At 64.2% G+C, this 11419-nt stretch carries 12 protein-coding genes and 1 pseudogene; 3 read left to right on the top strand and 10 right to left on the bottom strand.

Annotated features, from left to right (window positions below; all coding sequences use genetic code 11):
* The 3 genes from Q0Q36_RS24130 to Q0Q36_RS24120 form a co-directional block, all read right to left on the bottom strand.
* On the bottom strand, positions 1-1039 hold a 1039-nt coding region (locus Q0Q36_RS24130; RefSeq protein ID WP_293802279.1), incomplete at its 3' end, for a recombinase family protein.
* Between the two features lie 417 nt (positions 1040-1456).
* Positions 1457-1927 carry a hypothetical protein gene (locus tag Q0Q36_RS24125; protein ID WP_293802275.1) on the bottom strand — a complete coding sequence of 157 codons (471 nt, stop codon included), beginning with the start codon at positions 1925-1927 and terminating at the stop codon, positions 1457-1459.
* 279 nt (positions 1928-2206) lie between these two features.
* Positions 2207-2485, bottom strand: a complete 279-nt coding sequence (locus Q0Q36_RS24120) for a hypothetical protein (protein ID WP_293802273.1) — start codon at positions 2483-2485, stop codon at positions 2207-2209.
* Between the two features lie 197 nt (positions 2486-2682).
* Here Q0Q36_RS24120 and Q0Q36_RS24115 point away from each other — a divergent pair, with 197 nt between their 5' ends.
* The 3 genes and pseudogenes from Q0Q36_RS24115 to Q0Q36_RS25140 all read left to right on the top strand — a co-directional run bounded on the left by Q0Q36_RS24115 (position 2683) and on the right by Q0Q36_RS25140 (position 4260).
* Positions 2683-3648 carry a tetratricopeptide repeat protein gene (locus Q0Q36_RS24115; protein ID WP_293802271.1) on the top strand — a complete coding sequence of 322 codons (966 nt, stop codon included), beginning with the start codon at positions 2683-2685 and terminating at the stop codon, positions 3646-3648.
* A gap of 94 nt (positions 3649-3742) precedes the next feature.
* A pseudogene (locus Q0Q36_RS25145) lies at positions 3743-4093 on the top strand (hypothetical protein); the annotation flags it as partial.
* A complete protein-coding gene (locus Q0Q36_RS25140) occupies positions 4018-4260 on the top strand; it encodes a methyltransferase domain-containing protein (protein ID WP_367187198.1) in 243 nt (80 codons plus the stop codon). The pseudogene Q0Q36_RS25145 and the gene Q0Q36_RS25140, both read left to right, overlap by 76 nt.
* A 162-nt stretch (positions 4261-4422) precedes the next feature.
* Here Q0Q36_RS25140 and Q0Q36_RS24110 read toward each other — a convergent pair whose 3' ends face one another.
* From Q0Q36_RS24110 to Q0Q36_RS24080, 7 genes are read right to left on the bottom strand one after another with little or no spacing between them, the layout of a single operon-like run.
* Positions 4423-5235, bottom strand: coding sequence for a PhnD/SsuA/transferrin family substrate-binding protein (locus tag Q0Q36_RS24110; RefSeq protein WP_293802269.1), 813 nt, complete (start codon positions 5233-5235; stop codon positions 4423-4425).
* Positions 5232-6176, bottom strand: coding sequence for an ABC transporter ATP-binding protein (locus Q0Q36_RS24105; protein WP_293802267.1), 945 nt, complete (start codon positions 6174-6176; stop codon positions 5232-5234). The genes Q0Q36_RS24110 and Q0Q36_RS24105 overlap by 4 nt, the downstream gene beginning before the upstream one ends.
* On the bottom strand, positions 6173-6832 hold the full coding sequence (locus Q0Q36_RS24100) for an ABC transporter permease (protein ID WP_293802265.1): 660 nt from the start codon (positions 6830-6832) through the stop codon (positions 6173-6175). Before Q0Q36_RS24100 ends, Q0Q36_RS24105 begins: the two co-directional genes overlap by 4 nt.
* Before the next feature lies 1 nt (position 6833).
* Positions 6834-7457, bottom strand: coding sequence for an ABC transporter permease (locus Q0Q36_RS24095; protein WP_293802277.1), 624 nt, complete (start codon positions 7455-7457; stop codon positions 6834-6836).
* A gap of 2 nt (positions 7458-7459) precedes the next feature.
* A complete protein-coding gene (gene hutH, locus Q0Q36_RS24090; protein WP_293802263.1) occupies positions 7460-8989 on the bottom strand; it encodes an aromatic amino acid lyase in 1530 nt (509 codons plus the stop codon).
* 13 nt (positions 8990-9002) lie between these two features.
* Positions 9003-9887 (bottom strand): glycine betaine ABC transporter substrate-binding protein, encoded by an 885-nt coding sequence (locus Q0Q36_RS24085; protein ID WP_293802261.1) that lies wholly within the window; start codon positions 9885-9887, stop codon positions 9003-9005.
* Positions 9888-9934: 47 nt separating this feature from the next.
* A complete protein-coding gene (locus tag Q0Q36_RS24080) occupies positions 9935-10939 on the bottom strand; it encodes an ornithine cyclodeaminase family protein (protein WP_293802259.1) in 1005 nt (334 codons plus the stop codon).
* Positions 10940-11419 lie beyond the last annotated feature (480 nt).

Below are 11419 nucleotides of genomic sequence, written 5' to 3'. Positions count from 1 at the left end.
AACGTGCCGCTCGCGGCATCGAAGACATGGTCGATGACCGTGACCTTCGCCGGATGGAAAGGCGACTGGTACAGGCGCTGTTGCGATGCGCGCTTGAACACCGAATATAGTCGCGACCCATCGGTCGGAAGCGAGATCCGCAGCAACCACAGCGCACCACGCCACTGAGGAGATGCTGGGCCCGTCTCTGTTCCCGGAACCGACCGACGCGGCTCGCAACAGAACGCGGAGAGGCCGCGACCTCTTCGAGCTTCTGCTGAACGGTGTTCCAAAGCCCTGGCTCGACGATCCGCAGCTCAGGGACGTCCTCGGTGATCCATTGATCAGGGGGATTGGGACGAGAGATCCGATTTCCGCTCTGCGGGTCCTTCACGTAACGCTGGCGATTCCAGACCAGGCACCCGACATAAAGCTCGTTGCGGAGGACGCCGGTCTTGCGGCCTGCGTGCCCGCGGATGGTGTTATCTCCCCATGGTCGCTTGCCTGGTCCCGGGATGGACTCCTCGTTGAGCTTCTTGGCAATCGCATTCGGGGAGGCGCCGGCGGAGAACATCGCAAAGATGCGTCGGACGACTTCTGCCTCGCCGGGCTCGATGTCCCGGCCACCGCGAACAGGTTCGCCGTGAGCATCAATCTCTCGCCGCACGCGATAACCATAACAGATCCCACCTGCGGACCGGCCGGCCGCAACCCGGCCCCGCATCCCTCTGTGGGTCTTGGCGGCCAGGTCGCGCAGGAACAGGGCGTTCATCGTGCCCTTGAGACCGACATGCAATTCGCTGATGTCGCCCTCGGCGAGCGTGACGATCCGGATACCGCAGAACTGCATCTGCTTGAAGAATGCCGCCACATGCTCTTGGTCGCGACTTACACGATCGAGAGCCTCGGCCACGACGATGTCGATCTTGCCGCTACGGGCGTCCGCGAGAAGAGATTCGTAGCCGGGACGGAGATGGCTCGAACCCGACATCGCCCGATCGGTATAGGTTCCAGCGAGCGTCCAGCCCTCCCGCGAGATCAAGGCTCCGCACACGGCGATTTGATCCTCAACAGATTGATCGCGTTGCTGATCGCTTGAATAGCGCGCGTAGATGGCCGCTTTCAGGATCCGCGCTTCCGTCCGCCGGGGCTCGATCTGCGCAGTCCGGCAATCAGCTCAGCATGGCTGATTGAGGCTGCCAAGGTCGATGCGTGATTGCAGCCTTGAGTGCGCCAGGAATTGGTATGACCTATGCCTGCTCGCGCGCCATCAATGCCGACGGTTTCCGCCGCGAACGTTGCAAAGCTGTGCCGCAATGAATGCGGTCCCAAAGCGATGCCGAATTCGCGGAGCGTCAGCTCCCGCAGCGCGATATGGATCGTGTGATCTGCGAGCGGAGCACCGCTTATTCCCAACCAGAGCCGAGCTCCCGAGCTCGTATTGGCTACAGCGGGCCTGACATTGGCGAGATAGCGCTCAAGGTGCAGGGCCAGGGGCGGATGCGCGGGGCCGCGTATTCGCGCCCTTTTTCGTTTCCTCCGGCTGCAGGGTCACCAGCCATTCGCCATTTCCCTTCGCAAGGTGACGGCCGAGTTCGAGGCTTGCAAGGTTGCAGAGCCGAACCGGGATGTAGGCCAGGAAGTACAGGATGAGCCAGTTGCGATAGCCTGGGATCGATTTCCGGGGGAGGGGGTGGGACGCAGCAGACAGGGCGCGCTCACAAGCGGCGACGACGATGACGATATCGAGAAATCGCGCGTTCACGGTGGAAGCCTTGGCTCGTCGACTCTGCAAGTTGGCGCGCGCGCGCAACCAGGACCAATCAGCCCCCGGTGCGATCGACGAGATCACCGCGAGCAATTCAAAGAGGCGGTTACGCAGGGTGCCGAGCTTCACGCCTTGTGCCTGCAGATCATGCACAAAGGCATCCACATTGGCGGGCGTCACGCGTGCGGCGGCCGGGAGCGTGAGGTCCTCGCCTCGCCTGATCAGGAAGGTTAGCCAGCGCCCATAACCGCGTTCATTCTTATGGCGGGTCGCCGGCCGCCATTTGGCGGCGGCGACAGGGTCACAAAAAGGGATCGTCGATCGTCGCCTGCGCATAAAGTTCGCGATCCTGGATCGGCCACGCAGGGACCTTCAGACAGCGTCGCGCGACATTGTTGTTGAAGCGGCCCATCAACGTCGCTTCCTCATCGCAGAAAGCCGCTGCTTGGTGATCTCTTCCTAGGCCTGACGAGTCAGCTCACGGTCGGCAAGGTAAGCATAGTTCCGACGGATCGTGTCGGCGTCGCGGTTGCCGATAAGCGCTCGGCCATTCTCAATACCATTTGGTCCATGGGCTTTGACCTGTAGGTAGATGGCGATCGAACGATAAAGTTGCGCGTGAAACGCCACGCCAAGACGGGATTCAACGGCCTTCTTGATTTGCGAACTGAGCGAACCCGAAATTTCAGGACCGGCTCTCCTCCCCGGGAAAAGCCAGCCCTCGGTCTGTTTGTACAAGCGCATCGCAGCTTTAACGCGGGCGACGGCTTCAGCCGGCAGCTTAAAGTTTAGCTCGTTACCATTCTTGACTGCAGAGGGAGGGAAGTGGATTCGCCAGATGTCTCCTCTGCATTTGACGTTCTCCTTGAGCCGGAGGGAGGTTAGGTTGGCGATGCGCAGCGGGGCATAGTATAGCCTTGGCCCGGGCGTCCCAGGTGCTTGGTCGTGGAGCGGAGCTGAAGGCGCCGCTCGAACGCGCGCTAGCACTTGCCGCGGGCACCAGCGAGCGCGAGAAGAGCCATGTCGCCATCTTCGCGAAGATACTGACCGGGCAAGGTGTCGCAGCGATACCGCTGGTTCTCGAACACACCAGGACATGGCCGCGAGATGCGATGGTGCTGGCACCGATCACCGGCGTCTTCGGACTTATCGCGTTTTCAGGCAAGGCCGGCCGGGAGGCAGAACAGCTTGCGGTCCTACAGCCGCTCGCATCGGCCTATGGCGATGACTGGTGGTTCCGAATGGTGTTCGCGTTCGCACAAATCGAACTCCAGGATTTCACAAACGGCCTTCGCAACATCGAGACGGCATTGCACGGCAATCCGCGCAATGGGCACGCCGCCCACATTCGCGGTCATCTCTACTATGAGCTTGGCGAGCGAAGGGAAGGCCTGCAGTTTTTGAGTCAATGGGCGAAGGACTATCCTAAAGACGCTCACATCCATTGCCATATCAGCGGGCACCAGGCGATCTGGTCGCTGGAAACCGGCCGGCGGGAAGATGCGTGGAGCATCTATCTCAGGGACCTTCACCCCGGCGGCTCATGGGGCCCCAGATCAACGTTCTCACCGATTGCGCCTCATTTCTCGCGCGAGCGGAGATGGCCGGGGAAACGGTCGATCCGGAGCTCTGGCGGGCGATCAGCCCATATGCGTCGCAATGGTTTCCAAACTCGGGGATCGCCTTTGCCGATATTGCACAGCGCGCTCGCGTTCGCGATGTCGGGCGACAGCGACGCTCTTCGCTCGCTTGTCGACAACCCAAAAGGCCCTGCCGCCGATATCCTCGCTCCGATTACGCGAGGTTTCGACGCCTTCGCGCGTCAAAGATGGAACGAAGCCGTTCAGGAGCTTCAGCCAGTTCTGTTGATGCATGAGCGGGTTGGCGGCAGTCGGGGCTGACGCGACCTTTTGGAATATACCGTCACGAGCGCTTTACTTCGAGACGGGCAGGTAGAGGCCGCTCACCAGCTCATTTCGTCGCGCCGTCCTCAGAATGGCCGTGGTGGCTTTCCGATTGCAGGGCTCGCGGCTAGGAGCGATTGGCTGTTTTGGGGGCCTCCAGAGTGCACCCTTTCGCCCTACGGATCTATCCCCACGGATGACGGGCACACCACCTCGGGGAGGCTTCTTCATGTCCGCACCATCGTGTACCTTCCTCGCGTCTGACGCCGATGCGTACGACCAACTCATGGGCCGATGGAGCCGCCGGTTGGCTACTCGGTTCCTCGACTTCGTCGGCGTAACGGATGGCGCAGTTCTTGACGTCGGTTGCGGCACCGGCAGCCTGACGGCCGCGCTGCTCGAACGCCCGGATATTCACAGCGTTCACGGCATCGACGTTCATCGGCATATGTCGCCGCCGCGCAGAAGCGATATGCGAGCCCATGTGCCACATTCGGGGTCGGCGACGCCTGCGCCATTGCTGCGCCGGACAAGTCGTTCGATCATGCGCTGTCGCTGCTCGTGCTACAATTCGCACTGCAGGCCGAACGAGCGATTACGGAGATGTGACGCGTGACGCGCCCGAGTGAAGCCGTAACCGGTCAAAGCCCTGGTATGAAAAGGGCCGAGAACTGTGAAACTCTCAAATCGCCGTCAAATAGCACCACAAGCGGACTCTGGCCAGTTGGCCGGAAGCAGACTTTTAATGATCAGCACGTCAGAGGCGCTACATCATTTCGGTGTCTCGTATCCGGCCGCAAGCGCCTCCGCATCCCAGACGCCGAGTAGGTCGTAGGATGGCTCGGAAACGGGGCTGAAGCCATTAAGGAGCAAGCGCTCCCGGATTGCCGCAAGCTCGGACGCTTCTTCGATGGCCAGGAAAGCCGCCCGCAGCGCCTCTACGACCTGCGGCGGGCAGGAATGTGTGGCGACGAAGAACGGGATCGGGGCCGGCGCCGTGGTCGCGACGACGCGCAAGCCGTGGGCTGGATCGTCCGGCGCGGCGCGCATGAGGTCGAAGGCATAGGAATCGAGCGGACCAGCATCGATCGCGCCGGACAGGAGCGCTGCGACGACGCCGCGCGGCGTATGCAGCGGACCGACGCTTTCCGCATAGAGCGTGGGCAGGCTCGCAGAGCGATAGCCGAGCAGATGATGGCGCAGGGCATTGAAGCCGGACTGCGATTCCTCCAGCGTGTAGCCGATGCGATGGCCGAACGTATCCTCCAGCGTCCGGAACGGGCTGTCGGCGCGCACGACGATATCGGTCATGTAGCGCGGAAGACCTTCGTAGCGCGGCGGCGCCGGCACGGGACAGGCGATCGGTACCGGCTTCGGCTCCGCCCGCGACCAGGGCCGGCCGCACATGAACGCGGCCCCCAGATCGGATCGCGTCCAGAGCGCCGTCATCGGCAGGCTCGTGGGATGCTGGATCGTCTCCAGATCGACCCCGCTCGTCCGGGCGATCCAGGCGAAAAGCTGGGCCCAGGCGGCCGAGGCGTCGGCGGTCACCGCATACATGCGGGCATTGGCCACCCAATTCATGCCGCCGCATCCGCTCCGTCGAGGATGGCGTCGCGGGTGACATGGCCGAGGACTGCGCCGTCAGCGCCACGCACATTCACGCTGCGGGCGCCGGAACCGATCAGGCGTGCCAACGCTTCGCGCACGGACGCGCCGCTGGCTATCGCGGGAGCATCCGCGACGGCGCCGGGCTGCATCAACCCATCGACGCTGCGCAAGCTCAGGCGCTTGAGCGCACGGTCGGGGCCGACGAAGGTCTCGACGAAGGAATCTGCCGGCGCTGCGAGGATCTCGTCCGGCGTCGCGTACTGGATGAGCCGGCCGTCGCGCATAATCGCGACGCGATCGCCCATCTTCATGGCTTCGTCGAGATCATGCGTGACCATGACGATGGTCTTGCGCACGCGCTTGAGGATCTCCTTGAACTCGTCCTGGAGCCGCTCGCGCGCGATCGGGTCGATCGCGCCGAAAGGCTCGTCCATCAGCATGACCGGCGGATCGGCGGCCAAGGCGCGCGCCACGCCGACGCGCTGGCGCTGACCACCCGAGAGGCGATGCGGCATCATGCTGCGGAAGCGCTCCGGCTCGAGCCCGACCAGCGCCAGGAGCTCGTCGATGCGCTCCTCGGTCTTGGCCTTCGTCCAGCCCAGCAGGCGCGGCACCGTGGCGATGTTCTCCGCTACCGTCATATGCGGGAACAGGCCGATCTGCTGGATGACGTAGCCGATGCGACGCCGCAGCGTCACCGGATCGAGTTTGGTGACGTCCTGCCCCTCGATGAAGATGCGGCCGGCGCTCGGCTCGATCATGCGGTTGATCATCCGCATCGTGGTGGTCTTGCCGCAACCGGAGGGACCGATGAGCGCGGTCGTCGTGCCCTCCGGCATCTCGATGGTCACATCGTCCACCGAGGGCTTGCCGGCGGCGCCAAAGCGCTTGGTGATGCCTTCCAGCCTGATCATCGCGCATTGCCTCCCTCGCGCACGTCCCTGAACAGGCGCCGCTCCGCAAAACCCAGCAGGATTTCGACGCCCATTGCGAGGACGGCGATCGGAATCGCTCCCGCGAGGAGGCGCTGCTGGTCCATGACCGCGATCCCCGCCGTGATAAAGTCTCCGAGGCCGCCGCCGCCGATGAAGGAGGCCAGCGTCGCTCCCGATATCACCTGGATGGCGGCCGTCCGCATGCCCGCGAAGATCGCCGGCGCTGCCAGCGGAATCTGGACCTTGCGCAGGATCTGGCCGCGCGTCATGCCCATGCCGGCCGCCGCATCGACGAGATCGGCATCGACCTCCCGCAAGCCCACATAGGTGTTGAGCAGGATTGGCGGCAGCGCCAGCACGACCAGCGCAACGACGGACGGCACGAGGCCGATGCCGAGCAGCGGCAGGGCCGCGGCAAGGATCGCGAGGCTCGGGATGGTGCGGAGCGTGTTGACGATGTTGATGGCGAGCGCGGCCAGCCGCTCACGCCCCAGAACGGAGATGGCGAGCGGAATGCCGGCCAGCAGGGCGAGACCGAGCGACCAGAGGCTCATCTCCGCATGCTGAATCAAGGCGGTCCGCATCAGGTCCCAATGGGCGGCGACCCAGGCGAAGGTTCCGACGATCAGCGACATCTTAGCCCACCCGTCCAAGGCGCAGGCGCCGCTCGAGGCACGTCAGGGCGAAATCGGCGCTGACCGCCATCGCCGAAGCAAGCAGGCCGCCGGTGAGGATCTTCTCGGGATAGCGCTGGTCGATGCCGGCGAAGATGATCGTGCCGAGCCCGCCCGCATTGATATAGGCGGCAACCGTCGCGATGCCGATGACGGTGACGGTGGCTATGCGGACGCCGGAGACGATGAGCGGCATCGCCAGCGGCAACTCGATGCGCAGCAGGCGCCGCCAGGGGTCGTAGCCCATGCCCGTCGCCGCATCGAGCACCTCGGGCGGCACCGACCTGATGCCGAGCGCCACGTTGCGGACAAGGGCCAGCAGGCAATAGGAGACGAGCCCGACGATCGCCGGCTTGAAGCCGAGCCCGAGGAAGGGGATCAGCAGCGCGAAAAGCGCCAGGCTCGGAATGACGAAGATGGCGCCTGTGAGGAAGACCACGACGGCATAGACCGCAGGCCGGCGCGCGCTGTAGACGCCTAGGACCAGCGATATGGCCAGCGCGATCGCGACCGAGACGACGACGAGCGTCACATGCTCCCACAGCGCCTGGGCGATATCGGGCAGATGCGTCGGAACCCAGCGCAGCATCACTTCGCCTCCTGCCAGATCCTGCCGAGGTCATCGAAGACACCGGCAGCGATCATCGCGTCCAGCGTTTCGATATCGGGCGTCGCAGGCCTGTCCTCGGTCAGCATGGCGACAGCGCTTCGCACGGCAGCCCGGACGCCTGCCGTGCCGCGGCCGAGCACGATGCCATCCCGTAGGTCGACGGCCTGGGCCGCGACCATCAGCTCCACGGCGATCAACAGCCGGAGCCGGGCCACGATGTCGGCGGTCTTCTCGATCACCGCCGTCGCCATCGTGGCGTAGTCCTCGACGCGGTCGGCGACAGGCAGGACGAAGACTGGCATTGGATTGGCCTTATGCTGGATCTCCGCGACCAGCGCTGCGACCGTCTTCTGCACCGTCGCATAGCCGTTGCGGCCGTTCTGGATGGGGCTGAGAAAGCGCGGCAATTCGCTGGAGGCCGGCGACATCAGCTTCATGATCCGCTCGCCGACCATGGCCGCGACCCGGGCGAGGGCAAGGCCAAGCATCTCGAAGGCGAGGGTCAGATGGGTGGTGTCGAAATTGGCGTTGGGCAGGGAGTGCCCTTCCGCCAGGATCGCCGGATTGTCGTCGCTGCTGTTGAGTTCGGCCTCGACGATGTCGCGGGCGGAATCCAGCGCTGCGACCGCTGCCCCCATGACAGGGGCTATGCAGCGGAAACTCAATGGGTCCTGCAGGCGCCGGGCCATGCCGGGCTGGACGAGGGAACCGTCCTCGAACAGAGCACGCATTGCGGCCGCGACAGCCTCCTGTCCCGGCATAGGCCGCAGCGCCAGCGCTGTTTCCGAGAGCGGGTTCAGCGAGCAGCGATAGGCTTCGAAGGAGAGGGCGCCGGCAGCGACGGCGGCCGAGAGCACCCGCCGCGCATCGGCGACGCAGAGCACAGCGAGACCGACCGAAGCCGCATTGGACGACACCAGCGCGAGGCCGTCCTTGCCGATGAGGCGGAAGGGGGACAGGCCGGCGCCTTCCAGAGCGACGGCCCCCGGCACGATCTCCCCCTTCAGAAACGCGAGGCCCTGCCCGGTTAGCACGGCTGCGATCGCCGCCAGCGGCGCGAGGTCGCCTTCCCCGATCGAGCCCGTCATCGGCACGACGGGCTGGACATCGCGTTCGACCAGCGCGGCCAGGCCGCGCGCCGTCGCGAGGCTTGCGCCGGAACAGCCCTGGGCGAGCCGCGCGGCCCGCGTTGTCATGATGGCGCGCAACTCCCGGCGCGAACCGGCCCGGCCGACGCCGACGCAACGCGCCAGCGGCACGCGCATCTGCACGTCGTCTTCCGCCCGCAACGCCGTATCGACGGCGGCGCCCAGTCCGGTCGTAACGCCGTAGATGCGTTCGCCCGCGGCGCTGAGCCGGGCAAGCGCGCCCGCCGAGGCCTCGATGCTGGCCTCAGCCGCTTCGGAGAAGGCGATGGCGTGCCGGCCATCGGCGACACCAGCGATATCGCCGATGGTCAGGCGGGCAGCCCCAAGCGTGACGATTGGCTTCATGGCGACGACCTGCATGACGCTCCGGTGCCTACTTGATCACGCCCTTTTCCTTGAGGAACGCCTTGGCGACGTCCTTCGGCTCCTCGCGGTCCTTCTCGACGCGCGCATTGAGCTTGCGCATCGTGTCGTTGTCCAGCAGCGGGGAGAGCGCGTCGAGCGTCGCGGCGATCTTCGGATTGGCCGCGAGCGTATCCTGCCGGATGACGGGCGCGACGTAATAGGGCGGGAAAAGCTGCTTGTCGTCGTCGAGCGCGACCAGCTTGCCGTCGGCGATCTGCCAATCGGTCGCGAAGCCGTTCGCCACTTCGATCTGCTTGGCGGCCAGTGCATCGTAGCGCAGGCCGAGCTTGGCGAACTGCTTGAACTCCTTGAACACGGCGCCGTAGGTGGCCTTGAGGCCGGGCAGCCCGTCCGCCCGCTCGCTGAACTCAGGGCCAGCGCCCAGGACCAGCGTGGAAGCGACCTTGCCGAGATCGCTCAGCGTCTTGAGGTTGTGAGCAGCCGCGGTTTCCGGCCGGACGAGCAGGGCGTAGCCGTTATTGATCGCATCGGGCTTCAACCATGTGACCTTGAAGTTGGTCTCGTAGAAGTCCTTGACCTCCTTGTAGACGGCATCCGGATCGCTCTGCACCTTGCCCTTCACGACGGAGATCAGCGCGGTGCCGGTATATTCCGGGTAGAGGTCAATCTCGCCGGTGGTCAGCGCCTGATGGGCGATGAGCGTTCCACCGAGATTGATCTTCCTGACAACCTTGATGCCGGCATTCTCGAGCGCCGCCGCGTAGATTTCGGCGAGTACATATTGTTCGGTGAAGTTCTTGCTGCCGACCTTGACCGGCTGCTGGGCGAGAACCGGGCTGACGAAACCAGCGAGAACAACGGCGCCGGCCAGCGCCTTGAAAACCTTGAACATGGTCGTACCCCTCTTGTTTTTGGATCTGTACGGTTGGCGGTATTCGCTCAGGCGAATCTCAGGCGTTGTCCGATTTTCAGCGCCCTGGCCTTTTCCAGCATGGCATGTCCCAGCGCGATGTCCGACGACGACAGGCCGCGATGCCAAAGCAGGTTTGTTTCATTGTCATCGGTGCGCCCGGGCTTCAGTCCTGCAACAATTTGGCCAAGCTCGCTGTGGAGCGTCTCCAGCGTCACCTTACCTTCGTCGACATGCCGGCGAAGCGCCCCGAAGGGGCGCCCTGGCTGGCACTGGCCCCAGTCGTCGACGACGACCTTGTCCATGATGTCGGTGAGATCGAACTCCAGCGCGCTCATCGTTCCGTAGGGGACCACGAAGGCACCCTTCTTCACCCAGCTCGTCTTGAACAATGGCGTCGGTTCGGGAAGACGGCTCGCCTCCACCAGGATATCGGCGCCTTTCAGGCAATCCTCCCAGTTATCCGTCACGACGATCTTCTTGCCGAGGTCCCTTTCCAGGCGCGCGGCGAACGCTGCGCGGCTCTCGGGACGGCGCGAATGGACGCGGATCTCGTCGAAATCGAACAGATGGTCGAGGAGCCGCACGTTCCAGTAGGACGTGCCGCGCGCGCCGACATGGCCGAGGATCTTGCTGTCCTTGCGCGCCAGATGCTTGGCGCCGAGCGCGGTGACCGCGCCGGTGCGCATGTCCGTGATCGCCGTCGCGTCGATGATGGCCTGCGGCATGCCGGTGCGCGGGTTGAATAGGTTCAGCACCGCCATCTCGGAGGGCAAGCCGACCTTGTAATTGTCGACGAAGTCACCGACCACCTTCACGCCGGCGCAGTCGAGCGGCTTCACGTAGCCGCGCAGGACGTTGAAATGGCCCTTGTCGGAGCTCTCGGGAACCAGATGGACCCGGGGCTCGATCACCGTTTCGCCTCGCCCTTGCGCTGCCAGCGCCTCGGAAACGGCATCGAGGATTTCGTCGTTGGTCAGTTCCAGCGCCCTGGTGTCCAGGGCGTTGATGTAGTCGATCCAGATTTCCTGCATGTGTCGTCTTTCCAGATTTCAATGCGAATGACGGTTGCGACCCTTGTTTGTCCGGCGGCCGCTCGGCAGTGAGGCCGGCATGGGCTTCGCGCAACCGGGCATGGCCGACCACGACGGGCGCAGATGCCGCGTTGGTATCGGGTATCGAGCCAGCTCTCCGCCCCGGCTGGAAGACGCGGCCGGCCGGCATCCCGGCGCGCAGCCGGGCGGCTGCCTCGCGGGCCGTTGTGATACGCATCGGTTCCCCTGAAGGTCTTCTTGTAGGGGCAGCCAAACACAGCTTCCAGCTGCTGAGAAGGCCCCTATGACCCTATCTCAAGGTGTATATGTTTTGGGATATCCCAAAATCCTGAGATCGGTCTATGATGTTCAGTATCCCGAGCTGCGACGTCCTGAATTTACAAGATTTATCCGATGGTTAGATGGCAACTAGGCTTCGTGGACAAAGGGTAGCCAGAGTTTGACTGCGGCAATGGCGAC

This window comes from uncultured Allobosea sp. (assembly GCF_945957345.1).
Classification (GTDB): Bacteria; Pseudomonadota; Alphaproteobacteria; order Rhizobiales; family Beijerinckiaceae; genus Allobosea.
This window is presented reverse-complemented; position numbering and strand designations above follow the sequence as displayed.